The 25,173-nt window shown below is 70.2% G+C and carries 24 protein-coding genes and 1 pseudogene; 18 read left to right on the top strand and 7 right to left on the bottom strand.

Features of this window, described 5'->3' with window-relative positions; translation table 11 throughout:
• Positions 1-375 precede the first annotated feature (375 nt).
• The 4 genes and pseudogenes from ABD908_RS13890 to ABD908_RS13875 all read left to right on the top strand — a co-directional run bounded on the left by ABD908_RS13890 (position 376) and on the right by ABD908_RS13875 (position 4,596).
• Positions 376-1,831: pseudogene (locus ABD908_RS13890) on the top strand (class I adenylate-forming enzyme family protein).
• A 63-nt stretch (positions 1,832-1,894) separates the two neighbouring features.
• The gene (locus tag ABD908_RS13885; RefSeq protein WP_425584382.1) at positions 1,895-3,277 is read left to right on the top strand and encodes a PucR family transcriptional regulator; all 1,383 of its coding nucleotides are present in this window, start codon (positions 1,895-1,897) and stop codon (positions 3,275-3,277) included.
• A 73-nt stretch (positions 3,278-3,350) separates the two neighbouring features.
• Entirely contained in the window at positions 3,351-4,202 is an 852-nt protein-coding gene (locus tag ABD908_RS13880) for an SDR family oxidoreductase (protein WP_344996704.1), read from the top strand.
• A gap of 205 nt (positions 4,203-4,407) precedes the next feature.
• Positions 4,408-4,596: a hypothetical protein gene (locus tag ABD908_RS13875; RefSeq protein WP_344996701.1), complete on the top strand. Its 189-nt coding sequence runs from the start codon at positions 4,408-4,410 to the stop codon at positions 4,594-4,596.
• 175 nt (positions 4,597-4,771) lie between these two features.
• On the opposite strand, the gene ABD908_RS13870 is transcribed toward ABD908_RS13875, so the two are convergent.
• Complete coding sequence (locus ABD908_RS13870; RefSeq protein ID WP_344996698.1) at positions 4,772-6,319, bottom strand: carboxylesterase/lipase family protein; 1,548 nt, start codon at positions 6,317-6,319, stop codon at positions 4,772-4,774.
• Positions 6,309-7,949: a WS/DGAT/MGAT family O-acyltransferase gene (locus tag ABD908_RS13865; protein ID WP_344996695.1), complete on the bottom strand. Its 1,641-nt coding sequence runs from the start codon at positions 7,947-7,949 to the stop codon at positions 6,309-6,311. The genes ABD908_RS13870 and ABD908_RS13865 overlap by 11 nt, the downstream gene beginning before the upstream one ends.
• 129 nt (positions 7,950-8,078) lie before the next feature.
• Here ABD908_RS13865 and ABD908_RS13860 point away from each other — a divergent pair, with 129 nt between their 5' ends.
• Positions 8,079-8,300, top strand: a complete 222-nt coding sequence (locus ABD908_RS13860) for a nucleotidyltransferase family protein (RefSeq protein WP_344996692.1) — start codon at positions 8,079-8,081, stop codon at positions 8,298-8,300.
• Positions 8,301-8,388: 88 nt separating this feature from the next.
• On the top strand, positions 8,389-8,616 hold the full coding sequence (locus tag ABD908_RS13855) for a hypothetical protein (RefSeq protein ID WP_344996689.1): 228 nt from the start codon (positions 8,389-8,391) through the stop codon (positions 8,614-8,616).
• Here the strand turns inward: ABD908_RS13855 and ABD908_RS13850 are convergent, their stop codons facing one another.
• Positions 8,617-9,627: an aldo/keto reductase gene (locus ABD908_RS13850; protein ID WP_344996686.1), complete on the bottom strand. Its 1,011-nt coding sequence runs from the start codon at positions 9,625-9,627 to the stop codon at positions 8,617-8,619.
• 101 nt (positions 9,628-9,728) lie between these two features.
• Between ABD908_RS13850 and ABD908_RS13845 the strand changes: the two genes are divergently transcribed.
• The 9 genes from ABD908_RS13845 to ccsB all read left to right on the top strand — a co-directional run bounded on the left by ABD908_RS13845 (position 9,729) and on the right by ccsB (position 18,384).
• Positions 9,729-10,565 carry a helix-turn-helix transcriptional regulator gene (locus ABD908_RS13845; RefSeq protein ID WP_344996684.1) on the top strand — a complete coding sequence of 279 codons (837 nt, stop codon included), beginning with the start codon at positions 9,729-9,731 and terminating at the stop codon, positions 10,563-10,565.
• 135 nt (positions 10,566-10,700) lie between these two features.
• The gene (locus ABD908_RS13840; protein WP_344996682.1) at positions 10,701-11,303 is read left to right on the top strand and encodes a hypothetical protein; all 603 of its coding nucleotides are present in this window, start codon (positions 10,701-10,703) and stop codon (positions 11,301-11,303) included.
• Between the two features lie 27 nt (positions 11,304-11,330).
• Positions 11,331-11,936: an RES family NAD+ phosphorylase gene (locus tag ABD908_RS13835; RefSeq protein ID WP_344996680.1), complete on the top strand. Its 606-nt coding sequence runs from the start codon at positions 11,331-11,333 to the stop codon at positions 11,934-11,936.
• Between the two features lie 314 nt (positions 11,937-12,250).
• Entirely contained in the window at positions 12,251-13,588 is a 1,338-nt protein-coding gene (gene hemL / locus ABD908_RS13830) for a glutamate-1-semialdehyde 2,1-aminomutase (RefSeq protein ID WP_344996754.1), read from the top strand.
• On the top strand, positions 13,585-14,217 hold the full coding sequence (locus ABD908_RS13825; protein ID WP_344996677.1) for a histidine phosphatase family protein: 633 nt from the start codon (positions 13,585-13,587) through the stop codon (positions 14,215-14,217). The genes hemL and ABD908_RS13825 overlap by 4 nt, the downstream gene beginning before the upstream one ends.
• Positions 14,218-14,820 (top strand): TlpA family protein disulfide reductase, encoded by a 603-nt coding sequence (locus ABD908_RS13820; protein WP_344996674.1) that lies wholly within the window; start codon positions 14,218-14,220, stop codon positions 14,818-14,820.
• The gene (locus ABD908_RS13815) at positions 14,820-15,614 is read left to right on the top strand and encodes a cytochrome c biogenesis CcdA family protein (protein WP_344996671.1); all 795 of its coding nucleotides are present in this window, start codon (positions 14,820-14,822) and stop codon (positions 15,612-15,614) included. Before ABD908_RS13820 ends, ABD908_RS13815 begins: the two co-directional genes overlap by 1 nt.
• Before the next feature lie 43 nt (positions 15,615-15,657).
• Entirely contained in the window at positions 15,658-17,376 is a 1,719-nt protein-coding gene (gene resB, locus ABD908_RS13810; protein ID WP_344996669.1) for a cytochrome c biogenesis protein ResB, read from the top strand.
• A gap of 3 nt (positions 17,377-17,379) precedes the next feature.
• The gene (ccsB, locus tag ABD908_RS13805) at positions 17,380-18,384 is read left to right on the top strand and encodes a c-type cytochrome biogenesis protein CcsB (protein WP_344996667.1); all 1,005 of its coding nucleotides are present in this window, start codon (positions 17,380-17,382) and stop codon (positions 18,382-18,384) included.
• A 43-nt stretch (positions 18,385-18,427) separates the two neighbouring features.
• On the opposite strand, the gene ABD908_RS13800 is transcribed toward ccsB, so the two are convergent.
• Positions 18,428-18,901 (bottom strand): XRE family transcriptional regulator, encoded by a 474-nt coding sequence (locus ABD908_RS13800; protein ID WP_344996664.1) that lies wholly within the window; start codon positions 18,899-18,901, stop codon positions 18,428-18,430.
• Positions 18,902-18,995: 94 nt separating this feature from the next.
• Positions 18,996-19,259, bottom strand: coding sequence for a BldC family transcriptional regulator (locus tag ABD908_RS13795; protein WP_344996661.1), 264 nt, complete (start codon positions 19,257-19,259; stop codon positions 18,996-18,998).
• Between the two features lie 236 nt (positions 19,260-19,495).
• Here ABD908_RS13795 and ABD908_RS13790 point away from each other — a divergent pair, with 236 nt between their 5' ends.
• Complete coding sequence (locus tag ABD908_RS13790; RefSeq protein WP_344996658.1) at positions 19,496-19,936, top strand: DUF4229 domain-containing protein; 441 nt, start codon at positions 19,496-19,498, stop codon at positions 19,934-19,936.
• A gap of 268 nt (positions 19,937-20,204) precedes the next feature.
• Complete coding sequence (locus ABD908_RS13785; RefSeq protein WP_344996655.1) at positions 20,205-21,239, top strand: MBL fold metallo-hydrolase; 1,035 nt, start codon at positions 20,205-20,207, stop codon at positions 21,237-21,239.
• Positions 21,240-21,551: 312 nt separating this feature from the next.
• Here the strand turns inward: ABD908_RS13785 and ABD908_RS13780 are convergent, their stop codons facing one another.
• Positions 21,552-22,424 (bottom strand): 1,4-dihydroxy-2-naphthoate polyprenyltransferase, encoded by an 873-nt coding sequence (locus ABD908_RS13780; protein WP_344996652.1) that lies wholly within the window; start codon positions 22,422-22,424, stop codon positions 21,552-21,554.
• Between the two features lie 65 nt (positions 22,425-22,489).
• Positions 22,490-23,344 carry a 3-methyl-2-oxobutanoate hydroxymethyltransferase gene (gene panB / locus ABD908_RS13775; protein ID WP_344996650.1) on the bottom strand — a complete coding sequence of 285 codons (855 nt, stop codon included), beginning with the start codon at positions 23,342-23,344 and terminating at the stop codon, positions 22,490-22,492.
• A gap of 321 nt (positions 23,345-23,665) precedes the next feature.
• Here panB and ABD908_RS13770 point away from each other — a divergent pair, with 321 nt between their 5' ends.
• Positions 23,666-25,057 (top strand): aldehyde dehydrogenase family protein, encoded by a 1,392-nt coding sequence (locus ABD908_RS13770; protein WP_344996648.1) that lies wholly within the window; start codon positions 23,666-23,668, stop codon positions 25,055-25,057.
• Positions 25,058-25,173 lie beyond the last annotated feature (116 nt).

Raw genomic sequence — 25,173 nt, 5'->3', positions numbered from 1 at the left:
CGTGGGGCGGGGATGATCGCGCGATTCTCGGGTCGCGGTATCGGCGGTCGTACTGCCGTGGACGGGGTGTGCGTCCCGTCGAGCGGTGTGCCGTCCACGTTAGGGTTCGGTGACCGGCATCACATCGTCTGTGGGGGCCAAAGTTTCGGCGGTCTTCGTCCGCTCGGGACAACGGGCCGCGTGGTGAAGGGCCGTGGATCGCAGGTCACGACCTGTCGAACCGCCGCGTCGTGTCGGTCGGCCGGCCACCGTCGCGCGGTGTCGTTGTCCCGAGCGGACGATGCGGCCGGGAATCCTCGGCTCGCCCGGACATGGTGTGCCGCATCACATCGGGCCTACCTTCGAAGGAATCAAACCCGACTCGGAGGCTCGAAAATGGAGCAGGCAACGTACTTCTCGTGGGATCACGCCGGGCGCGGGGACGCGCCCTGCATCCGGGACGACTCGGTGACGTGGAGCTACGCGGAGTTCGCGGTCCGTGTCGAGGCCTGCGCTGAGCAGTTGCACGACCTCGGCGTCGGCCGCGGGGACGTGGTCGCCACCTTCCTCGCGAACCGGGCCGAGCTCGCGGTGACCCTGATGGCGGCCTGGCGGCTGGGGGCGATCGCCACACCGGTCAACCCCGACTTCACGGCGGACGAGGCCGGGCACCAGCTGCGCGACGCCGGCGCGGCCGTGGTGGTGGGCGAGACTCCGGGCGCCGACGGCGCCGCCCGTGTTCCTGCCGGTCGACCGGCTCGCGGCGGCACCGAGCGCGGGGTGGCGGGCGCCGGAACCGCCGACCGCCGGCGACGATGCGCTCGTGATCTACACGTCGGGATCGACCGGCCGGCCCAAGGGGGTGCGCCTGTCGCACGGCAACCTGCACTTCATGAGTGCGACACTGGCGCAGCATCTCTCGCTGACCGAGCGGGACCATGCGCTGCTGATCCTGCCGCTGTTCCATGTCAACGCGATCTGCGTGAGCCTGCTGGCACCGCTGGTGGTCGGCGGCCGGCTCAGCATCACCGGCAGGTTCTCGGTGTCCCGCTTCTTCGCGGACGTCGAGCAACTCGCGCCCACCTACTTCTCCGCGGTGCCCACCATCTACGCACTGCTCGTGTCCCGCGGGGCCCCGTCGTCGGCGGCCGTCGCCTCGCTCCGGTTCGCGATCTGCGGGGCGGCGCCGATCTCGCGGGAGCTGCTCGACCGCGTGGAGTCCGCGTTCGGCATCCCGATCATCGAGGGCTACGGGCTCACCGAGGGAACGTGTGTGAGCGCGTGCAATCCGCTCGACGGAGTCCGAAAGCCGGGCACTGTCGGGCCGGCGCTGCGCGGAGAGGTCGTCCGGATCGTCGATCCCGCAGGCGATCCCGTGCCGCAGGGCGAGCGCGGCGAAGTGGTGATCGCAGGCCCGAACGTGATGCAGGGCTACCTGCGCCGACCCGAGGCGACCGCCGAGACCGTGATCGACGGGTGGTTGCACACCGGCGACGTCGGGATCCTCGACGAGGACGGGTACCTGTCGATCGTCGACCGCATCAAGGACATGATCATCCGCGGGGGAGAGAACCTGTATCCCAAGGAGATCGAGAGTGCCCTCGCCACCCACACCGCGGTCCTGGAGTGTGCGGTCGTCGGGGCGCCGGACGAGGTGTACGGCGAGGTGCCTGTGGCGTACGTCGTGGCCTACCCGGGCACGGCGCCGACGGGGGACGAGCTGGCCACGCATCTCGTCGAGCGGCTCGCGCGGATCAAGCGCCCCGCGGCGATCCACGTCGTCGAGCAACTGCCCCGCAACGCGGTCGGAAAGATCGACAAGCGTGCCCTCCGCGCGGCCGTGACGCTCTAGGGTGCCTGCATCGGCACGCCCGAGACACGAGCGATCGAGACAGACGGGACCGAGGAGCGAACTGTGACACCCTTGCCGGCCGGAGGAGCGGCCGGGCGATCCGACTCCGCGGGCGAGGCCGCCCGGCGGCGGTTGGTCGATTTCCCGTCCACCGCCGACCCCGCCGTACTCGCCAGTGCGGCGGCGATCGCCCGGCGCCTGCGCGCCGATGAGGACGAGGTCGTCGACGACGTGGCCACCACCCTGGCCAGGGAGATCGACCGGCTCGACGCCGACCCTGTCCTGGTCGAGCTGCTGGATGCCAGCGTGCACGGCAACGTCACGACGATCATCCACGTGTTGGCCAACGACATCCCCGTCGACCACCTGCAGCCCACCACCGCGGCGGTGGAGTACGCGCGCCGACTCGCCCAGCGCGACGTGCCCGCGAACTCGCTCGTCCGTGCCTATCACATGGGCCAGAGCGTGGTCCTGCGCCGCTGCTATCAGCTGATCGGCGAACTCGCAGAGCCGGGTGACGACGTCATGGCGGTGACGCGGCACGTCTCGGACGTGCTCTACCGGTACATCGACTGGATCACGCTGTACGTCTTCGACGCGTACGAGGACGAGCGCCGACGATGGCTCGGCGTGGAGGCCAACGTGTTCGCGGCGGCCGTCCACCGAATGCTGACAGCGCCGGACATCGAGTCGGAGACGTTCGAGCGCGAGACCGGATATCGGCTGCGGCGCAGTCACATAGCGGCCGTGGTGTGGTGCGCGGACGACTCGGGGGTGGACCTGAACATCCTGGATCGCACGTCCCGGGAGGTAGCCGTCGCCCTGCAGGCGATCGGGCCGCCGATCGCGACCGCCGTCGACCGCACGACGCTGTGGGTGTGGGTGCCGGTGGCGGGGCGGCCCGACGCCCTGATGCGCGCCGCCGAGACTCGCCGCGACGCCGGCCCGGACCGGGGGATCGACTCCGCGCGCGTGGTGGATGCAGTGGCCGCCCGCCCGGGTGTCCGGGTGGCGCTCGGGCTCCCGACCCAGGGCGTGCAGGGCTTCCGCCGCTCGCACGAGCAGGCACAGGCGGCGTACGCGGTGGCGACGGTGCCCGGTAGCTCGACCGGACCGGTGGTCGGATTCGGCGACCGCGGTGTGGCGATCGCGTCGTTGCTGGCCCGGGACGTGGCGGCGACCCGGGCGTGGGTGCAGGAGGTGCTCGGTGGGCTCGCCGACGACGACCCGGCGATGGCGCGGCTGCGCGAGACCCTCGCCGTGTATCTCACGACCCGGGAGAGCAACGTCCACACCGCGGAGCGCCTCAACCTGCACCCGAACACCGTCAAGTACCGCGTCGCCAAGGCGCTCGCCGAGACCGCGCCCGGCCAGGATCGCCTCGATCTCGCGTTGGCGCTCACGGTGTGCGAGTTCCTCGGGCCCGCCGTGACAGGCCGAGACTGACCGACTCCCGCTACCGCTCGATCTCACCTATCCGATCAGGACAGGGAAGTCCTATGACAGAAAAGGAAATCCGATGACCGCATCGCAGATCACCTCGCAAGGCCCCGGCTCGTTCGCAGGCCGCACCGTCGTCATGTCGGGCGGCAGCCGCGGCATCGGACTGGCGATCGCGCTCGCCCTCAGCACGCGCGGCGCGGACATAGTGCTGTTGGCCAAGACGGACGCCCCCGACCCGCGCCTGCCGGGGACCATCCACACCGCCGTTGCCGAGATCGAGGCCGTCGGCGGCCGCGCGGTCGGGGTGGTGGGCGATGTGCGCAGCGACGACGATGTCGCCCGACTGGTGCGCGCCGCCGTGGAGCGGTTCGGTGGCATCGACATCTGCGTCAACAACGCCAGCGTGCTCGCGCCGACGTCGACCGCCGATCTGGCGATGAAGCGCTTCGATCTGATGCAGAGCGTCAACACCCGCGGCACCTTCGCGCTCACCAAGGCGTGCCTGCCGCATCTGACCGAATCCGATCACGCCCGCGTCATCACCCTGTCACCGCCGCTCAACCTGTCGCCGGACTGGCTGGGCCGCTACCCCGGGTACATGCTCGCGAAGTACGGGATGTCGCTGTTGACTATGGGTTTCGCCGCTGAGTTCGCCGACCGCGGCGTCGCGTGCAACTGCCTGTGGCCGGAGACCACGATCGCCACCGCGGCGGTGCAGAACCTGCTGGGCGGCGACGAGGCCACCGCGCACTCGCGCGACCCGCAGATCATGGCGGATGCCGCGGTGGTGCTTGCGGCACAGCCGGTCTCCGTGACCGGTCGCTGCTTCATCGATGCGGACCTGGTCCGCGACGACGGCGTCACCGACCTGGCACCGTATGGGGGAGCCGACCCGCTCGAGTACGACTTGTTCGTCGACGCGCCCTGAGTGGGCACGCCCGCGAGGGTGTCTAGGACGCCGAGTGTCCAGCCGTCTGGATACTCGACAGTGTTGTGCCGCACTGGATGATGCAGCACAACGGAATCGCGCGCCCCGGCCGTACGGTCAGATCTGAATCTGTAGAGTCGCGCCCGGGCGTTCCGGCCCACGGGGGGTGGGCCGGCCGCGGCACGGCAGCTTCGGTGTCGACTTCGTGTGCGCAGACGGCGGCCACTTCGCCGCGGAGGCCGACCGGTATCGGCACCGCGAGACCATCGCCGTGGTGATGCGGCCCCGTTCGCCGCTGCGCGACGGTGGCGGGTACGGCCCGTCCGCCACTGCGCCGACACCGTCGGCGTGCTGGCTGAGCCCACCTCGCGGTGAACCCACTACGCAGGTGTGAACCCACTACGCAGGTGTGAACCCACTACGCAGGTGTGAACCCACTACGCAGGTGTGAACCCACTACGCAGGTGTGAACCCACTACGCAGGTGTGAACCCACTACGCAGGTGTGAACCCACCGCCATAGGAGATGGCTGACACGTGCGGGTGGAGGCTGCGGGTGCGCGGTGGGTGTCAGTGCTCCGGGACCGGGGTGGGGAAGAAGCCCTCCCACGCCCGACGGTGCGCGGCGTCGGGGTCGTATTCGACGTGGGTGCGACGGTCGATGACCAACGTCGCGCGCCGGGCGGTGTCGTAGCGGGGCCACTGGGACACCGGGGACCCGGTGCGGGCGAACGCGATCCAGTCGGCCTGCATGCGGTCGGTGATCTCCAGCGCCGGCTTCCGGTCGACCAGCGCCGCGATGGCCTGGCCCAGCCAGCCGCGGTACACGCCGAACACCGCCAGCAGTTCGGTCGCGTGCGTCGCGCCCATGCCGGTGAGGCGCAACGGCGCCGGTGCGAAGTCGTAGCGGTACATGTAGGTCGGGGCCCGGTCGGAGTGCGCCTCGGCGATGTGCACGGACGGTGCCCAGAACAGGTGGTCGCCCAGGATCCGGACCCGGCCCTTGGCTCCCGGGATGTCCCGGTACGCGCCGGTGATGCGCTGCGCCACAGCAGGATCCGCCTCCGACAGCATCCGCGCCACGCCGCGCTCCGACGGCGGGTGGGACCCGGGCACCCGAGTGAACAGGGTCGCCTCGCTGGCGTTGGTGCCGATGATCAGCGGTACCGCGTGGCCCTCGCCGGCGGCCAGCGCAGTCGCCGGGTCGTGCGGCAGGAAGTCACCGTCGACGGTGGGCCCGAACGGGACCGCGCTGGCGTCCTCCCGTTCCGCGTCGGTGACGAGGCGATTGGCCGTGCGGCCCAGCTCGGCCGGTGTGGCGCCGTCGAGCAGGTCGATGAGCGGCAGCGCCGCGGCCGCCGGATCCGTCTCCGTCTTGGCGGCGCGCAGCAGGTCGACGTACTGCTGCGCCCATTCGCGCGAACGCTCCTGTGCCACCGTCATACCCGGGGCCGAGCTCTCCGCGATGGCGCGGTGGAACAGACCCGCCGCGGCGGGTGTCGCGAGCAGGGTGGTGACGGCGTTGCCGCCCGCGCTCTCGCCGAAGACGGTGACGCAGTTCGGGTCCCCGCCGAACGCGGCGATGTTGCGCTGCACCCATTCCAACGCGGCGACCTGGTCGCGCAGGCCGAGATTGGAGTCGAATACCCGCTCCGGCGTGGAGAACCCGGACAGGTCGAGGTAGCCCAGCGCGCCGAGGCGGTAGTTGACCGACACGAACACCACGTCGCCGCGTTCGACGAGCGAGAACCCGTGGTACAGCGGCGTCGCCGAGCTGCCGATCATGTACGCGCCGCCGTGGATGAACACCATCACCGGCCGCGGGCCGCCCGGCCGTCGGGGAGCGACGACGTTGAGGGTGAGACAGTCCTCGCTGATCGGCTGGTTCTCGCGCAGGCTCACCTTGGTGTACGACGTCGGCTGCGGCGCGGCGTTGCGGAAGCTGTCGGCGGCGAGCACCCGCGTCCAGGGGATCACCGGCTGCGGGGCGCGCCAGCGCAGCGCGCCGACCGGCGGGGCGGCGAACGGGATTCCGCGCCAGCTGTGTGTGCTCCCGGTGATGATGCCCTGCACCGGGCCCTCGGCGGTGGTGACGATGGGTCCTGGTTCAGTGGTCATCGGATCCTCCTGCGTGCTGTGCCGACGCGGTGTCCGCCACGTCGGCGCCGTCTCCATCGGCTGTTTCGTCCGCTTCCACTTCATCGTGGGCCCGCTGCTCGAGCGGCTGCTCCGGGATCGCTGTGAGGAGCGCGTCGATCTCGCGGCGGAACGCGCGGACCAGCGGCCACGGATCGGGAACCTGCTTCTTGTCCGCGATCACCCCCACGTTGAGCTGCCCGTCGGCGGAGAACACCGTGATGTTGAGTCCTGTACCGTGGAACACCGGACCCAGCGGGTACATCGACTTGATCTGCGCACCAAGGAAATACAGCGGGAAGTCCGGGCCCGGAACGTTGGAGACCACCAGGTTGTAGAGCACGGGGTGCAGCTCGGCGAGGTTGCGCTCGCCATACACCTTGGCGGCGGCGCTCATCAGCATCGCCGGCGCGAACTGCGCCCACGACCGCAGGATGTTGGCGTCGATCTCGCCGTGGTGTTCCTTGGCCGTCGCGGCCCGGCGGCGCACGGCCTCGAGCCGGCCCTGCGGATCGGCGACGTCGGTGGCCAACCGCGTGAACATGCCGGTCACCTTGTTGGTGCCCTGCACCAGGCTGTCGTCGACCTCGGCCCCGTGCACCGACACCGGGATCATCGCGACCAGCGGCTGGTCGGGAAGCGCGTCCTGGCCCGCGAGGAACTCGCGCAGCGCGCCCGAGCACGCGGCGAGGACCACGTCGTTGACCTTGACGGCGAAGTGCTCCTTGATCCGCTTCACGTCGGCCAGCGGGATCTGGTCGAAGGCGATGGCGCGGTGCGGGCCGACGGTGCCGTTGAACGGCGTACGCGGGGCGCTGAACGGCGCGGGCATCGCTTCGCCGCGGCGCGAGCGCGCGATCCACCTGAGCGGAACCGCGGCGGTGCGGGGGACCAGCGATACCAGCGACAGGGGGCGCTTGAGCACGTTGGCGACGCCCTCGGCGGCCAGCTCGAGGACGGGTGCGCTGCCGGTGGACTTCTCGACGAGGGCCTCGTCGAGGTCCGGCGGCTCGGGCGTCAGCGAGCACAACTGCGCGAGCAGGCCCGCACCGGTCACGCCGTCGACGCCGGCGTGGTGCATGCGGATCATCACTCCGATCCGGCCCGTTTCCGATTCCCCGTCGCTCCGCTCGCCTGTGCCCGTTTCCCCGTCGCTCCGCTCGCCCGTGCCCGTTTCCCCGTCGCTCCGCTCGCCCGTGCTCGATTCCCCGTCGCTCCGCTCGCCCGGTACAGCGAGCCCCTCGATGACCCACATCTCCCACAGCGGCCGCGCGCGGTCGAGCGGCAGGCCCGCGACATGCGCGCACAGGTCGGCGAGTTCCTTCTCGCCGCCCGGGGCGGGGAGCGCGACGCGGTGCACGTGCGCCTCGATGTCGAACTCGGTGTCCTCGACCCAGACTGGGTGATCCACGTTGACCACCGTCTCGTAGAGCTTCCGGCGGAACGCGGGCATCGCCGTCACCCGCCGGGCGAGCTCGTCGCGCAGGGCCTCGAACCGGTAGCCGCCCGCCACCGTCGACGGGTCGAGCTCGATGATCCCACACACGTTCATCAACTGGGTGCGCGACTCGAGGTAGAGGAAGCTCGCATCGAGCCCGCTCAGTCGTTCCATGTCAACAGTCATACCCGGCGGCGGCGGGTGGTGGTGGCAAGACGCCCGACGGGTGCGTTCAGCGAGTCGGGGATATCGGTCGATCCTCGCTGGACTGAACGCGAACGAGCAGATCGGAAGGGAGCTGCCGTGTCGGATACCGCGCTTGCTCCGTCGCCCGATTCGGGGCGCCTCCGCGCGCTCCTGGCCGAGCATGCGACGGCGGTGGAGGCGCTGCTGGCGAAGCGAGGCGCGGTGCGTGCGCGGCTGTTCGGATCGCTCGCGGCCGGGACTGCGGGCCCCGACAGCGACATCGATCTGCTCGTAGACTTCCCGGAGCATCCGTACCTACCTTGCCGAGCCACCGGCTGACACCGATGTCCAACGCCGGATCCGTAGCGACGCGATCGACCGACAACTGATTATCGTCGCGGAGGCGGCGGGAAAGTCGAGCCGCACCGTGCAAGCCTCTCATCTCGAGAACGACTGGGCGGCGAGCATCGGACTGGCGATCGCGACCGGCTTCTGGACCCGCTCCGGACCGCACGCGTCTCGGCGGACGCTGGAACACGACTGGAACCTGGGTGCCGGACTCGGCCTGGCGTTCGTGTTCGTCATGATGCTGGTATCGCTGGCGGCGACGGTCCTCGCCGCCCCGAGGGAGCACGCGGCCGAGCACCCGGCCTGACTACCGCTCGCTGTCGAGCGCGGACATCAGCGCCTCCGGGTACCGCGTGCCCGCGACGGCGTCCGCCGGCACCGCGGCGTCGAGCTCGGCCAGGTCGGCGCGACCGAAGGCGGCCGCGGCCGCGTCGATCGCCGGCGCGACCCGGGCCACCCGCTTCATGCCCACCAGCGCAGCGATGTCGTCGCCCTGCGCGGCGACCCACGCGATGGCGAGCTGGGCCACCGTCAACCCGTGCCGGGCCGCGATCGGGTCCAGGCGGGAGACGAGGTCGAGGTTGTGGCCGAGGTTGCTGCCCTGGAAGCGAGGCCAGGCCGAGTGCGAGCCCTGCTGCCGGTCACCGTCGGCCTCGAACTCCCGCCGAGTGGACCCGATGAGGCCGCGGGAGAGCACCCCGTACGCGGTGATCCCGATGCCCAGCTCGCGGCAGGTGTCGAGGATGCCGTCCTCGATGCCGCGGCTCAGCACCGAGTACTCGATCTGCAGGTCGCTGATCGGATGCACGGCCGCCGCCCGTCGGAGGGTCTCCGGGCCCACCTCCGACAGGCCGATATAGCGGACGTATCCGCGCTCGACCAACCCGGCGATGGCACCGACGGTGTCCTCGATCGGTACATCCGGGTCCAACCGTCCCGGCCGGTAGATGTCGAGGTGGTCGACGCCGAGCCGGGTCAGGGAATAGCCGAGGAAGTTGGCGACGGCGGCCGGGCGGGCGTCGAATCCGCCGGCGAGGGCGCCTCCCGGATCGCGCATGCCGCCGAACTTCACGCTCAGCACGTAGTCGTCGCGGTCACGCCCCCGGAGTGCGCGGCCGAGCAACAGCTCATTGTGACCGAAGCCGTAGAAGTCGCCGGTGTCGATCAGGGTGACGCCCGCGTCCAGCGCCGCGTGCACCGTGCGGACGGCCTCCGCATCGTCGGACCGCCCGTAGGCGCCGGACATCCCCATCGCGCCGAGGCCGATGGCGCCGACCCGCGGGCCGGTGCTGCCGAGTTTCTTCGTGGTAGGTGTCATGCCTTCATGGTTGCCGTGCGAGGTGGGCACAGCGAGGCACGGACGCTCCGAGGGACTCGTGGTCCCTGGATATCCCGGCCGCCGTGAGGCACGGTGGAGACATGGATCGTGCCGGAATCGCCGACCTATTGCGCAGCCGCCGTGAACGCCTCGATCCCGGCGAGGTGGGCCTGCCCGCCGGGCACCGTCGGCGTACCCCGGGGCTGCGCCGCGACGAGGTCGCGGGGCTCGCGGCGATCTCCACCGACTACTACGCACGCCTCGAGCAGCGGCGGGGGCCGCATCCGTCGCCGGCCGTGCTGAGTGCGCTGGCGCGTGCCCTGCGGATGACGGCGGACGAGCGCGACCACCTCTACCACCTCGCGGGCCAGTCGCCGCCGCCGCGGCACTCCGTGGGCGCGCACATCAGCCCCGGCGTGCTGTACCTGCTGGACCGGCTCGACGACACCCCGGCGTTCGTGATCGACGATCTGAGCCGGGTGGTGCTGCAGAACCGCATGTCCAAGCTGGTCTCCGGCGATCGCGAGCGGCTGACAGGCCGCGAGCGCAGTCACGTGTGGCGCTGGTTCACCGATCCTGTCGCCAGAGATAATGTGCCGCAGGAGGATCGGGAAAGCCATTCCCGCGTGTTCGTCGCGGACCTGCGCGCTACCGTCGGGCGCCGCGGCGCCGACCCGGAGGTCGCCGAGCTGCTGCGCGGTCTGCTCGCCGCGAGCGACGAGTTCGCGGCGCTGTGGGCCGAGCATCAGGTGGCGGTGCGCCGCTCCGACGAGAAACGGCTACTACACCCGGAGGTCGGCCTGCTGGACCTGCTGTGCGAACACCTGACGAGCGGCGTCGACGGTTCGACGCTGGTGCTGCTACACCCGCGCCCCGGCACCGACTGCCGGGAGAAGCTCGACCTGCTCGCGGTGGTGGGGACGCAGCGGCTCGGGTAGGTGGCCCGGCAGATGATCTGGTGAACCGCTGTACCGGCCGCCGCTGTCGGTTCATGGCGCAATCCGTGACCGGCGGTATCCATCAATGATGGAACGCACGGTACGCGGTACACTGTGTTGCGGAGGAGGTGTGCTGTGAGCGTGCACGACGGTATCGGGGACACCGTAAGCCAGCTGTCCGACGAGGAGCTGATCGCAGCCGTCACCGACCAGATCCGACGCCGGGAGAGGTTCTCTCTGGTGAAAGACAACCTCACGGTGCTGCTGACCATGGCGCCCACGCTGTTCGACATGACTGACGATCGGCTCCGCCGCGCGGCATCCTCGGCGGAGGCGGCCGCCGCCCGTGCTGCGATCATCCGTGACGCCGAGACCGCCGTCCTGGCGCACCCGATGCTGACGTCGGCCGGAGTAGGACGGGTGCTCGGGTGGTCGGCGAAGAGCCGCAGCTCGGCGAGTCGCCTCGTCGGCTCCGGCAAGGTAGTGGCGCTCCCGGTGAACGGCAGGAACCTGTTCCCGGACTTCCAGTTCGATGCCGATCGACGCGAGGTACTTCCCCTGGTAGCCGAGATCAATCATGCGCTGGATGCTCGCGGCGACCCCTGGGGTGTGGCGTCGTGGTGGCTGTCGGAGACCGGACACGTGCGCGATCGCCGCTCACCGGCGGAGCTGGCCGTCGACGGGGCGCACGACGACCTCCTGCGTGCGATGGTCGCGGATATGGTCGACGGGGACTGATCGTTGAACGTGCCCTACCCGCCGGCAGTGCTCCCGCCCGTGCGTACGGTGACGCTGCAGCGGGGTACCCCGGTGTGGCGGATCCACCACGGCTCCAGGCGGGCGGACGCCCCGAACTCGACGCCGCAGCCGGCCGTGGGGAGCGGGGGTCGCTTCGACAGCAGCGACGGTCGTTACGCCTATCTCTATGTCGCGGACAGTCCCGAGGGGGCCGTAGCGGAGACGCTATGCCGCGATCTGCCGATCGATCGGTCCCCGCGCCTGATCCCGGCCGCGCGGATCCGGAACCGGGTCATGTCGGAACTGGTGGTACAGGACGATCTGGTGGTGGCCGACATCACGGGTAGTGGGTCCGCGCAGATCAATGCGGGTTCGTGGCTCACCCATTGCGGGCCGGACGATTACGTGCAGACGCGGGCGTGGGCGGTACGCATACTCGAGTCGGACGGCGCGTTGCGCGGTATCCGCTACCGGCCGCGCCACGACGACAACCGACTGGCGTGGATGCTCTGTGCTCGTGCAGGCGCGATCGTCGCCCTGGCCACGAGCGGGAGGGTCTACGCCCTGGATTCGCCGCAGGGACGGACGGTGCTGGCTCCGATACTGGCGGGACACAACGCTGCACTGCGCTGAACGCCGCCGCGGACAGCGCAGGCGACGACCGGCCTTCTCCATTCGCTCTGGGGGAGTGGACTCCGGGGACGGACTGCTCCGGCATTTCGGCGTGGGCGCGTCCTGGAAGTCCTATGTGATCGAGGAGGACACACGATCGAGAGACGGACGGACGGCCGGGTGAGCGGGTGGTTCGGGCGGACCCGAGGGCGATATCTGGTGATAGGCGGCGTCCACTACACCCTGTCGTTGACCGCCCAGGTTGTTTTGGGACACTGGAGCGCGTGACGGATCCCCACGCCGCGGTCGCGGCCCCCGAAGCGGCCGCCCCCACCCTGTCGCCGGCCGGATCGGCGGCGCCGTCGGCGCCCGGACGAACGGTCCGTTCGGCGGCGCTGTTCGAGCGGGCGGCGCGCTCGACCCCGGGGGGCGTCAACTCTCCGGTGCGGGCTTTCAACTCCGTCGGCGGGACGCCGCGGTTCATCAGCTCGGCCTCGGGCTACACGCTGACCGACGCCGACGGCAACGAGTACGTCGACCTCGTGAGCTCGTGGGGACCCATGATCCTGGGCCACGCGCACCCTGCGGTCGTCGAGGCCGTGCAGCGGGCCGCGTCGACCGGCCTCAGCTTCGGCGCACCCACCGAAGGTGAGATCGCGCTGGCCGAGGAGATCATCGCGCGCGTCGCCCCCGTCGAGCAGGTACGCCTGGTCAACTCCGGCACCGAGGCCACGATGAGCGCCGTGCGGCTCGCGCGCGGCTTCACCGGTCGGGCCAAGATCGTGAAGTTCGCCGGCTGCTACCACGGCCATGTCGACGCCCTGCTCGCCGACGCCGGCTCGGGTGTGGCGACGCTGGGCCTGCCCACCAGCCCCGGCGTCACCGGAGCCCAGGCGGGGGACACCCTCGTGCTGCCGTACAACGACGTCGACGCCGTGCGTGCCGCGTTCGCCGCGCACCCGGGTGAGATCGCCGCCGTCATCACCGAGGCCGCGGCCGGCAACATGGGTGCCGTCGCCCCGCTGCCCGGCTTCAACGCCGCGCTCCGCGAGATCACCGCCGCCGACGGCGCGCTGCTGATCATGGACGAGGTGATGACGGGGTTCCGCGTCAGCCGCGCGGGCTGGTACGGCCTCGACCCCGTCGCCGGCGACCTGTACACCTTCGGCAAGGTCATGTCGGGCGGCCTGCCCGCCGCCGCGTTCGGCGGCCGCGCCGACGTCATGGCGCGACTCGCCCCCGTCGGACCCGTCTACCAGGCGGGGACGCTGTCCGGGAACCCCGTGGCCGTCGCCGCGGGCCTCGCGACGCTGCGCCACGCCACCGACGACGTGTACGCCGCGCTCGACGCCAACGCGCACCGGCTGGGCGAGCTGTTCGACGGTGCCCTCACCGACGCCGGCGTTGCGCACCACGTGCAGTACGCGGGCAACCTCGTCTCCGTGGTGTTCAGCGATGCGCCGGTGACGAACTACGTCGAAGCCAAGGCCGCACAGACGTACCGCTTCGCGCCTTTCTTCCATGCGCTGCTCGAGCGCGGCGTCTACCCGCCGCCCAGCGCGTTCGAGGCGTGGTTCGTCTCGGCCGCCCTCGACGACGCGGCGTTCGCTCGGATCGCCGACGCACTGCCCGCTGCGGCACGCGCGGCCGCGCAGGCGGAGGAGCAGGCATGACCGACCAGACCGTCGTCCACGTCATGCGCCACGGTGAGGTGTACAACCCCGAGGGCATCCTGTACGGGCGCCTGCCCGGCTTCCGGCTGTCCGAGCGGGGCCGCGCGCAGGCTCGGCAGGTGGCGGACGTCCTGGCCGACCACGATATCGCGGCCGTGTTCGCCTCCCCGCTGCAGCGGGCGCAGGAGACCGCGACCCCGGTCGCGGCGTCGCACGGCCTGCCGATCATCACCGACGAGGAGCTGATCGAGGCTGGCAACGACTTCCAGGGGCTGCGGGTGTCCGTGGGCGACGGGGCGCTGCGGCAGCCCAAGCACTGGGCCAAGCTGCGCGACCCGTTCACCCCGTCGTGGGGCGAGCCGTACCTGCAGATCGCGCACCGCATGCTCGGGGTCGTCGACATCGCCCGCGAGAAGGCCCGGGGCCACGAGGCGGTGCTGGTGAGCCACCAGTTGCCCGTCGTCACGCTGCGCCGCTACCTCGAGGGCAAGCGGCTGTGGCACGATCCGCGCCGCCGGCAGTGCTCGCTCGCGTCGCTCACCAGCCTCGTCTACGAGGACGACGCCCTGGTGGACCTGGTGTATTCCGAGCCCGCCGGGGCCTCCGACCCGACCGTGACCGGAGCCTAGATGCCCACGATCCGGCCGTTCCTCGCGGCGCTGGCGGTGGTGGCGGTGGCCACCGGCGCATGTGCGACCGGACACGACGCCGTCGACCAGGGCGGCACCTTCCAGTTCGTGTCGCCCGGCGGCAAGACCGTGCTGACCTACGACCCGCCGAGCAAGCGCGGGACGATCGGCCCCGTGTCGGGCCGTGACCTGTTGGACGCGTCGAAGACCGACGCCGTGTCGGACTTCCCCGGCAAGGTGGTCGTGATCAACGTGTGGGGCCAATGGTGTGGGCCGTGCCGCGGCGAGGCCGGCGACCTGGAATCCGTCTATCAGGCGACGCAGGCCAAGGGCGTCGCGTTCCTGGGCATCGACTTCCGTGAGACCGGCGGCGATCAGCCCGCGCAGGACTTCGTCCACGACCGCGGCATCACCTACCCCTCGATCTACGATCCGCCCGGCCGCACGCTGCTCGCGATCAGTGCCGACTACCCGACCACCGTGGTGCCGTCCACCATCGTGCTCGACCGCGAGCACCGCGTGGCTGCCGTGTTCCTCACCACGGTGACCCGCGACCAGCTCCAGGCCGAGGTGCTCGAGCTGGCCGCTGAGAAGCAGGCCTGATGGGCGAGGCATTCCAGCACGCCGCCGCATCCGGCCCGCTCCTGCTCGCCCTCGGCGCGTGCGCGCTCGCGGGGCTCGTGTCGTTCGCGTCGCCGTGCATCGTTCCGCTCGTGCCCGGCTATCTCTCGTACCTGTCCGGCCTCGTCGGCGCAGAGGCCCCGCCGGCGACGGTGGCCGAGGCGCACGCCGTGAGGGCCGCGGCCCGGGCCGGTCGCTGGCGAGTCGTGGGTGCGGCGGCCCTGTTCGTGGCCGGATTCACCGCCGTGTTCCTGCTGATGACGATGACGGTGTTCGGTGTCGCCACGTCGATCCGGCTCAACACCGCGCTGCTCGAGCGGATCGGCGGCGTGGTCACCATCGTCATGGGCCTCGCGTTCATCGGCCTCGTGCCGTGGCTGCAGCGCGACGCGCGCTTCCACCCCCGCCAGTGGACGACGGTGGCCGGAGCGCCGCTGCTGGGCGCGGTGTTCGCGCTCGGCTGGACCCCGTGCACCGGGCCGACGCTGGCCGGGATCCTGTCCGTCTCGGTGGGTGCCGACGCCGCCCCGATGCGCGGCGTGGTCCTGATCTGCGCCTACTGCGCAGGCCTGGGCGTCCCGTTCGTGATCCTCGCCCTGGGGTCGACGATCGCCCTGCGCGCCGTCGGCTGGCTGCGGCGCAACTCCCGGCGGATCCAGGTGGCCGGCGGGATCCTGCTGATCGCGGTCGGTATCGCGCTGGTGACCGGCTACTGGGATGAGTTCATCGGCATCCTGCGCAACCAGTTCGTCTCGAACTCGGAGAGCCCGATCTGATGATGACTCGAGCAACGACATTCGCGCCCGAAACGGGGGTCTGATGACCGACACCAAGATCCCCGAGGCGCCCGCCTCACCGCCCCGCCGCCCGAGTCCGGTCCGCCGGGCCGTCGGGACCGTGCGCAACATGTGGCGCTCGCTGACCGCGATGCGCACCGCCCTGGTGCTGCTGTTCCTGCTCGCGCTGGCCGCGGTGCCCGGTGCGCTGCTGCCGCAGCGCGAGCTCAACGAGCAGAAGACCGAGGCGTACATCGCCGCCCACGGCTGGCTGGGCCGGGTGATGAACACCCTGCAGCTGTTCGAGGTGTTCAAGAGCGTCTGGTTCACCGCGATCTATGCGCTGCTGTTCATCTCGCTGGTCGGCTGCCTGACGCCGCGCATCATCGACCACTACCGCGCGCTGCGCACCCCGCCCGTACCCGTCCCGCGCAACCTGGCCCGGCTGCCGCGACGCACCACCCGCACCGTCGACGGCACGCCGGAGGAGGCGGGCGCCCGGATCGTGGCCAACTTGCGCGGCTGGCGCAAGGTGCTGCGCACCCGCGACGTCGACGGTGTGGTCACCGTCGAGATCTCGGCCGAGCGCGGCTACCTGCGCGAGCTCGGCAACCTGGTGTTCCACTTCGCGCTGCTGGGCATCCTGGTGGCGCTGGCGCTGGGCAAGGTGTACGGCTACGAGGGCTCGCGCATCGTGGTCGAGGGCGACGACGGCTTCTGCAACACCACCTCGAACTACGACAACTTCCGCGCCGGTTCGCTGGTCGACGGCACCGGCCTCGCGCCGTTCTGTCTGAAGGCCACCGCGGTCTCGGCCACCTATCACCCGAACGGGGAGCCGGACGAGTACATCTCCGAGCTCCAGTACCAGAACAGGCAGGACCTGCAGACGGGCCGGTGGGAGCACTATCGCCTCGAGGTGAACAAGCCGCTGCGCATGGAGGGGGTGCGCGTCTACATGCTGGGGCACGGCTACGCGCCCACCTTCACCGTCACCTTCCCGGGCGGTCAGACCCGCACGCAGACCGTGCAGTTCGCGCCCCAGGACTCCGTCGACTACCTCTCGTCGGGGGCGATGCGGTTCGACCCGCCGTCGTCGCTGTACCGCACCGACGACGAGCGCCGTAAGCATCAGATCGGCCTCGAGGGGCTGCTCGCGCCGACCAAGCGACTCGACGGCACGCTGCTCTCGTCGTCGTTCCCCGCGCTGCGCGATCCGGCCGTGGCCATCGACATCTACGAGGGCGACACCGGCCTCGACAGCGGGCGGCCGCAGAACCTGTACTCGCTCAGCCGCGACCAGATCGACACCGGCCAGCTGGTCAAGCAGGCGCGTGTGAACCTGGACGTCGGCCAGTCGACCACGCTGAAGGACGGCACCCAGATCCGGTTCGACGGCGTGAAGCAGTTCGCCGCACTGCAGGTGAGCCACGACCCCACCCAGGACTGGGTGCTGCTGTGTGCCATCTCGATGCTCGTGGGGCTGCTGGTGTCACTGACCATCAAGCGCCGCCGGGTGTTCGCCCGCCTCGTCTCATTTCCGGACGGTGCCGATACGTCAGGGGTTCCGTCCGCTCGTGCCTCGCTTCCCTCACCTGACGGTGCCGATACGTCAGGGGTTCCGTCCGCTCGTGCCTCGCTTCCCTCACCTGACGGTGACGGGCGTACCTTGATCGAGGTGGCCGGGCTCGCCCGGACCGATCAGGCCGGGTGGAACGAGGACTTCGACAAGCTCGCGGACCGACTCGTCGGGAAGGACTAGCCCATGAACGTCCCCATGATCTATTCGAATATCAACATGACGTTGTCGCACTACAGCGACCACTGCTTCGCCAGCGCGTGCGTCATCTACGCGGTGTGCATGATCCTGCTGGTGTTCGAGCTCGGGTCGAGTCGCGTGCAGAAGCTCGAGGCACGCGACGCCGAGCGCGAGCTGGTAGCCGCAGGCGGTGTGCGGGTCGCCACCGTCGGGACCCCCGGCCTGGTGGTCCCGACGGGGCCCAAGCGCTCCCGGTCTGAGCGCCTCGGCCGCATGGGCTACGCGGTGCTGGTAGCCGGGTGGCTCGTGCAGGTGGCGTCGATCGTCCTGCGCGGCTTCGCGACGCATCGCCTGCCATGGGGCAACATGTACGAGTTCGTGACCATCACGACCGCGGGCGCCGTCCTGGTGGGGCTGATCACGCTGCGCAAGTCCGAGCTGCGACCGATGCTGGTGTTCATCCTGCTGCCGGTGCTGATACTGCTGGGCGTCGCGGGGAAGCTGCTGTACACCGACGCGGGCCCCGTGGTCCCCGCCCTCAAGTCGTACTGGCTGGCCATCCACGTGACGATCGTGTCGATCGGTTCCGGGATCTTCCTGGTGTCGGGCGTCGCGAGCATGATGTTCCTGGTGCGGCGCCGGTTCGACGGCCGTGAGCTGCCCGGCGGTGTGCTGGGCCGGATCATCGATCGGCTCCCGTCGTCCAAGGCGCTGGACCGGCTGGCGTACACCACGGTGATCGTGGCGTTCCCGCTGTTCAGCGGCGGCGTGATCTGCGGCGCGATCTGGGCCGAATCGGCCTGGGGGCGGTTCTGGGGCTGGGACCCGAAGGAGACGGTGTCGTTCATCGCCTGGGTGGTGTACGCGGCGTACCTGCACGCCCGTGCCACCGCGGGCTGGCGCAACTCCCGCGCGGCGTGGATCAACATGGCCGGGTTCGCGACGATGATCTTCAACCTGTTCGTGATCAACTACGTCGTCTCCGGCCTGCACAGCTACGCGGGCGGATAGCCCCCCTCAGGGTCGCCTCGAGGCGCGCCGGGCCGGACGAGCGTCAGCCCGACTGCTCGGCGCGCAGCGCGTGGAGGAGATCGATCAGGGCGTCGAGGGTGTCCACCGACAGGTCGCGGTGCAGGTCCGTGATGCGCCGGGCGGTGTCGGGGGAGAGCGTGAGGTGCGCGCCGCCGTCGTCACCGGGGCGCCGCGCACCCCGGCGCGGGCCGTCGATGTTCGGGTTTGCGAGGAAGTGCGTCACGGACACGTCGAAGGCGCAGGCCAGCGCCTCGACGGTGCGGTACGACGGTGACTTGGCGCGGCCCGCCCGCAGCTGGGAGATGTAGGCGTCGGACAGCGTGTACCCGCGTGCGTTGGCCTCGGCGGAGACCCGCTTGCCGGTGTACGGCTGGCCGTTCGCATCGAGCACGGTCTCGAACAGTTGGTTGAGCAGATCGGCGAACGGACGCGCCTCGGCGGTGCCCCGGTCGCGCGGCGTGGCCTCGACGGCTTCGCGGCGCTGGACGGGGCTCACCGGGCGCTCCTAGTACGGACGGTGCCCGGCAGCCTCGGCCGCCGGGCACACGATCGGGTCGCCGCGCCCGACGGCGCGGCTGCTGGTCCGCCGATCAGCGGGTTGCGGTGGTCGAGTTCTGATTGAGCAGCGCGAGGACCTCGGACGCGCGGAATCGACGGTGACCACCGGGAGTGCGGACGGCGCCGAGCAGGCCCGCGCCGGCCCACCGGGTCACGGTCTTGGGGTTGACGTTGAACAGAGCGGCGACCTGGCCGGGGGTCATGAGGCGCTCGGGCTGACGAGGTGCCGCCCCTGTGCGCGGGTCGGTGGGACGCGCGTAGCCGAGGGGCTGTCCAGGATTGTGCGGTGCGTTCATGAGGACTCCTAGCGGGTGTCGATCTGCGTCGCGGGGCGGATTTGTCACCCCTGAGAACGGCTTGTGTGACCAGTATGCCCCTAAACGCCCGGGTACTCGAACACTCATGCGTCTGTCAAGTATTCGTAAAGGTGGGCGGATGGGTGCAATTCGGAGATCGAAGGGCGGATGGGGCCGGTCGTGATGTCGGATTCGGGCGCCGATAGTGGGACTCGACGGCGAAGTAGGCTGGTCACGTGAGTACAGACGAACAGCGCCCCGGTGGCGGCCTGCAGCCCCGGCGTCCCATCGATGGGGCCCCGGCCTCGGGTGAGGGGAACGAGCGCGGCGCCGATCCGACGGCCCACGACGGGCTGGGTAAAGACGCTCCGGTGAGCCCTGGCGAGGCGCGGGAGGCGCGCCGATCGCTGACCCGTGACCTGCTCCTGTACACCGGCTACCGGGTCGTGCTGGTGGCGGTGATCGCGGCGATCCTCGACGTCGTGGGACGGCTGGTGGCGCACGGTATGCCGCTGATCATCGCGCTCCTCTTCGCGCTGATCATCGCGCTCCCCGTGTCGATGGTCACCACCCGTTCGCTGCGCCGCCGGATCAACGCCAGCGTCGCCGTGCTCGACGCGCAACGCCGGGGTCGCCGCGACGCCTTCCGGAAGCGGCTGCAGGGTCGGGTGGAGTAGCCGCGGGTAGCGGATCCGCCGCGACACCGGCCGGGAGTGATTCCTCGTACGCATATTCGAGCTTCACGTACTCGTACGGTAATCGGCCGTCCGGATCGGGTGGATCGCGCGGCGGTTCTTGTGATCCTTCAATCCGGACACCGTTTCGACCGCCTCCGGCCGCGTGACGCTTCGGGCGTATCGTCGTTATTCGGAGATCTAACAGCGCCGAGTGCCGACGCGCACGGTGTCCGGGCGTGACGGGAGTGCGAGGGATTCGATGGCGGACATGGTGAACGAACGGACCGCATGGCTCGAGCCGGGCCCTCATGAGGTCGCGCCGGGGGTGCACCGGATCCCGCTTCCGCTGCCGATAGTGGGCCTGACGGCGGTCAACTGCTACGCCCTGCCGGGGCCGGACGGGCTGGTCCTCGTCGACCCGGGTTGGCGCTCGGACGAGAGCGTCGGCGTGCTCACCGACGCGCTGCGCGTGCTCGGGTACGGGCTGGGTGATGTCCGGATGTGCGTCGTCACGCACAACCACCTCGACCATTACTCGCAGGCGTACGCCTGGCGGGAGTCCCTCGGTGTGGACGTGCGCATCGGTGTGGAGGAGCGGCACAGCATTCGCGGCTACTCGCCCGATGCCGCGATGCGATTCCCGGTGCACGCGGCGCAACTCGTCGAGGACGGTGCCGCGGACCTCGCGGCGCGGGTCGCGGCGGGTGTCCCGGATCCCGCCGAGCTGGCGATCGCCCATGGTGAGCCCGACGGGTGGCTCGCCGACGGTGACCGGGTGCCGCTCGCGGACGGCCGGCTCGAGGTGATCGCGACGCCCGGACACACGCGCGGGCATGTCGTGTTCCGCCACTCGACCTCGGGGGTGCTGTTCACGGGTGACCATGTGCTGCCGTTCATCACGCCGTCGATCGGCTTCGAGTGGACGCCGGAGGAGGCGCCCCTGCGGTCGTTCCTGCACTCGTTGGACCTGATGCTGGCGGTACCCGACGGTGCCCTCCTGCCCGCGCACGGTCCGGTGCGGGGGAGCACCCACGCCCGCGTGAAGGAGCAGATCGCCCACCACGACGAGCGGCTCGCCGAGGTGCTCGAGCTGGCGCAGGCGGGGCCCGTCAGCGCCTACTCGGTGGCCGCCGCGATGCCGTGGACCCGGCGGCGCAGGGCGCTCGCCGACCTGGAGGTCGAGCACCAGATGATCGCCGTCAGCGAGATCCGTGCGCATCTCGAGGTCCTGCGGCTGCAGGGCCGTCTCGCCGCCGAGCGGCACGACGGGCTGGTGACGTACACGGTGGTCGCGGGCGCGTAGCGACCCGATCGGGTGCGGGCCTGGTCAGTCGCCGCCGACGTCCCAGACACCCGCTGCCTCGAGGGCGGCGATCAGCTCGTCGGAGTCGGTCATCATGTGATCGTGCATCAGGGCGGTCGCGAACAGTTGCTCGCCGGTGGCGCCGCTGCGCTCCGCGTCCCGATGCTCCAGAAGGATCGTCGCCAGGGCCTGTAGATCCTCCGTGGATATCGGTGCGCAGGAACTCTGCCGGCTCGGCCTGTCCCGACATGATCAGTTCGCGGACGTGCCGACTGCGGCCCGGTGCCCACTCTCCCTCCGGGTCGCGGGTCTCTACCGGATGAACAGCCCGACCGTGGCGGCGAGCGCCCACACGACCATCGCCAGCCCCGTCTGCGCGAGGGCGGGGATCAGGCCCGGGCCGTGCGCACCGCGGACCACCGGCAGCGCTGCGCGCAATGCGAGGGGAACCGACAGCAGCGACAACAGCGCCCACGGCGTCGCGACGACGGCGAGGATGAGGCCGAGCACCGTCGGGACGGTGACGAGGGCCGCGAACAGCAGCCGCGTGCGGCGCTCGCCCAGCCGCACCGCGAGCGTGATCTTGCCCGACTCGGCGTCGGTCGGGATGTCGCGCAGGTTGTTCGCGACCAGGACCCCCGAGCTGTAGCAGCCCACCGCGCACGCCGCGAGCAACCCGGCACCGTCGACCCGCCCGGCCTGCACGAACTGCGTACCCAGCACCGCGACCAACCCGAAGAAGACGAACACGGCGATCTCGCCGAACCCGAGGTATCCGTAGGGCTTCTTGCCGCCCGTGTAGAACCACGCGCCGGCTACGCAGACGATGCCGACGACGATCAGCCACCACGCCGACGCCAGCGACAGCACGATCCCCGCGACCCCGGCCACCCCGAAGCACGTGAGGGCGGCGCGCTTCACCGCGCTCGGCGAGGCGACGCCGGAGCCCACGAGCCGCAGGGGGCCGACGCGGTCGTCGTCGGTGCCTCGGATGCCGTCGGAGTAGTCGTTGGCGAAGTTCACCCCGATGATGAGTGCCACGGCCACCAGCATCGCGAGGACGGCCTTCCACCACACCGCCCCGCCGGCGAACTCGGCTGCCCCGGTGCCGGCGATCACCGGGGCGATCGCGTTGGGGAGCGTGCGGGGGCGGGAGCCTTCGAGCCACTGCGCGGGGGTTGCCATGCTGCAACCCTAAGGGCACATGCGCGATGCACGATGCGCCCGACCCGACGGCGCCCGCCGCCCGGTCAGAAGGTGTGCTCGGGTCCCGGGAACGTGCCGGCCTTGACCTCGGTCGCGTAGTCTCGCGCCGCGGCGAGCAACACGGTGTGCGCATCGGCGAACCGCTTGACGAACCGCGGCGTGTGTCCGGTGTTGAGGCCCACGGCATCCTGCCACACCAGCACCTGCCCGTCGGTGCCGTTGCCTGCGCCGATGCCGACGGTGGGGATCTGCAGCTCAGCCGTGATGCGGGTGGCGACGTCCCCCGGCACCATCTCCATGACCACGGCGAACGCTCCGGCCTCCTCGACGGCGTGCGCGTCCGCGAGCAGTCGCTGCGCTGCGTCGCCGCGGCCCTGGACCCGGTAACCGCCGAGCGCGTGCTCGGACTGCGGGGTGAAGCCGATGTGGGCGCAGACCGGGATGCCGCCCTTGGTGAGGCGGTCGATCTGCGGCGCCATCTCGGCACCGCCCTCGAGCTTCACGCCCGCGACGCGTGCCTCCTTCATGAACCGCGCCGCTGTCAGATAGGCCTGCTCGGGGGAGGCCTGGTAGGAGCCGAACGGCAGGTCGGCGATCACCAGCGACCGGTGCGCCGCCGATGCCACCGCCCGGGCGAGCGGGATGAGCTCGTCGACGGTGACGGGGATCGAGGTCTCGTAGCCGTACACGTTGTTGGCGGCCGAGTCGCCGACGAGCAGGACGTCGATGCCCGCCTCGTCGAACACGGCCGCGGTGTACATGTCGTACGCGGTGAGCATGGTGAACCGCTCGCCGCGACGCTTCATCTCGAGTAGGTGATGCGTGCGTACCCGCTTGGTGGCTACCGGGCGGTGGGCCGCTCCGGATCCATAGGGCGCGCGCTCCTCCGTGATGGTCATGGTGTTCCTTTCGGTGTCGTCTCGCAGCTCCCGAAGTGGGAGTCCCCGGACGACATCCAGGCTAGTGACACGGAGCGGCAGCGGGAGAGGGGGAGAGGGGGTGTGAGACAGTAGACATCGCCTGGGACTGCTGCAAGGCGGCAGCGGCTCTCACCCGTGCCGCTGGGCTCGATCGTCGGTCGGCGACCACCACTAGGGAGCTATAGTCCCGATCAGGTCATGGCCGAGAGCGCCTGGGCGAGCTTGTGTTACGTCGCGTAACGGCGAGGTCAAAACATCATCCGCTCGTTGCAGATCCGGCAACGTCACTGGCATTCCTCTGTGCGCACGACCGAGTCTGTTGATGTCAAGAGCTTCCGGCACATTCTGGTTCGTTGCCGACCTCGCGGAATCGCAAACAGGAGAATCGTCTTGATACGATGGATCGCCGAAGAAGGAACTGAACCCCCAGCCCATAGGCTGTTTATCGACGGTGTCTGGAAAGAACCTGTCGCGGGCGGCTATTTCACCGATCATTCGCCCGCTACCGGGCGTAAGCTTGCACAGATCGCCGACGTGGGAGTGGCGGATGTCGAGCAGGCCGTCGCGGCCGCCGTCGCCGCTCAGCCGGGATGGTCCGCGCTGACCCCGGCGGAGCGATCCGAGGTGTTCTACCGAGCGGCTGACATCTTCGCCGAGCGGCAGGACGAGTTGGTGGGTCTGCTCTGTGAGGAGACCGGGTCCGGATACGGTAAGGCCGCATACGAGGCGTCGTTGGTCCCGCTCGCTCTGCGGGACGCTGCGGGCCTGACCACGCATGACCTCGGCGAGATCCTGCCTTCCAACATCCCTGGAAAGGTCAACCGCACGCTGCGCACCCCCGTGGGGGTCATCGGCGTGATCACGCCGTGGAATTTCCCGCTCTACCTCACGATTCGCGGCTTCGTCCACGCGATGGCGTTGGGCAACGCGATCGTCCTGAAGCCGGCCGAGGACTCGCCCGTGATCGGCGGCCTCGCGCTGGCGGAGCTGTTCACGGATGCTGGACTGCCGCCGGGGATCCTCAACGTCATCACGGCGTCCCGGGAGAATGCCGCGATGGTGGGGGAGTTTCTCACCGACGATAAGCGGGTCCCGGTGCTGAGCTTCACGGGATCATCCGCCGTCGGAAGAACACTCGCAGTCGCGTGCGCGGAGAACTTCAAGCGCATCAAACTCGAACTCGGCGGCAAGAATCCAGTGATAGTGCTTCCCGGCGCCGATATCGACCGCGCCGTGGAGATCGTCGGGTTCGCAGGCTTCTTACATCAGGGGCAGATCTGTCTTTCGGCCGACCGCATCCTCGTGTCACAGGAGCAGTACCAGGAATTCGTCCAGAAGATCATCGCACGCGCGAAGACCTTCGTTCCAACGCTGCCCAGTGACCCGAACTGCGTCAATGGTCCGATTATCAACACTCGCCAACTCGAGCGGATCGTTGCTCTCATCGAAGAGTCTGAAGCCGCTGGCGCGAAGGTGCACTGCGGCGGACGGGCGCAGCCGCCCTACTACGAGTCGACTGTCATCACCGATGTCACCCCGCAGATGCGTATCTGGCGGGAGGAGATCTTCGGGCCCGCCGTGATCGTCACGCCCTACTCGAACGTCGACCAAGCTGTAGAGCTCGCGAACGGGCTCTTCACAGATGAGGGTGTAGATGCCGTAGCGGCTGTGGGCGCGTCGCTGCCGGGGTGAGGGTCGAGGTCCTCGCAGGATTGAGGTTCCTACACGCTCTTCCCCGAAGGACCTCGACGTGCCTGACGCTACCTTCGCTCGCCCGGACTTGACCACTTTCTGCCGTCTCGATGAGC

Origin of the sequence: Tsukamurella soli, assembly GCF_039541155.1 — a bacterium.
GTDB lineage: Bacteria > Actinomycetota > Actinomycetes > Mycobacteriales > Mycobacteriaceae > Tsukamurella > Tsukamurella soli.
This window is presented reverse-complemented; position numbering and strand designations above follow the sequence as displayed.

What these genes read in the sequence shown, in the direction of transcription:
- ABD908_RS13880 (WP_344996704.1), top strand. Translation starts at nt 3,351, where the DNA reads ATGACCGCATCGCAGATCACCTCGCAAGGCCCCGGCTCGTTCGCAGGC.
- ABD908_RS13870 (WP_344996698.1), bottom strand. Translation starts at nt 6,319, where the DNA reads ATGACCACTGAACCAGGACCCATCGTCACCACCGCCGAGGGCCCGGTG.
- ABD908_RS13865 (WP_344996695.1), bottom strand. Translation starts at nt 7,949, where the DNA reads ATGGAACGACTGAGCGGGCTCGATGCGAGCTTCCTCTACCTCGAGTCG.
- ABD908_RS13850 (WP_344996686.1), bottom strand. Translation starts at nt 9,627, where the DNA reads ATGACACCTACCACGAAGAAACTCGGCAGCACCGGCCCGCGGGTCGGC.
- ABD908_RS13845 (WP_344996684.1), top strand. Translation starts at nt 9,729, where the DNA reads ATGGATCGTGCCGGAATCGCCGACCTATTGCGCAGCCGCCGTGAACGC.
- ABD908_RS13825 (WP_344996677.1), top strand. Translation starts at nt 13,585, where the DNA reads ATGACCGACCAGACCGTCGTCCACGTCATGCGCCACGGTGAGGTGTAC.
- ABD908_RS13820 (WP_344996674.1), top strand. Translation starts at nt 14,218, where the DNA reads ATGCCCACGATCCGGCCGTTCCTCGCGGCGCTGGCGGTGGTGGCGGTG.
- ABD908_RS13815 (WP_344996671.1), top strand. Translation starts at nt 14,820, where the DNA reads ATGGGCGAGGCATTCCAGCACGCCGCCGCATCCGGCCCGCTCCTGCTC.
- resB (WP_344996669.1), top strand. Translation starts at nt 15,658, where the DNA reads ATGACCGACACCAAGATCCCCGAGGCGCCCGCCTCACCGCCCCGCCGC.
- ccsB (WP_344996667.1), top strand. Translation starts at nt 17,380, where the DNA reads ATGAACGTCCCCATGATCTATTCGAATATCAACATGACGTTGTCGCAC.
- ABD908_RS13795 (WP_344996661.1), bottom strand. Translation starts at nt 19,259, where the DNA reads ATGAACGCACCGCACAATCCTGGACAGCCCCTCGGCTACGCGCGTCCC.
- ABD908_RS13785 (WP_344996655.1), top strand. Translation starts at nt 20,205, where the DNA reads ATGGTGAACGAACGGACCGCATGGCTCGAGCCGGGCCCTCATGAGGTC.
- ABD908_RS13780 (WP_344996652.1), bottom strand. Translation starts at nt 22,424, where the DNA reads ATGGCAACCCCCGCGCAGTGGCTCGAAGGCTCCCGCCCCCGCACGCTC.
- panB (WP_344996650.1), bottom strand. Translation starts at nt 23,344, where the DNA reads ATGACCATCACGGAGGAGCGCGCGCCCTATGGATCCGGAGCGGCCCAC.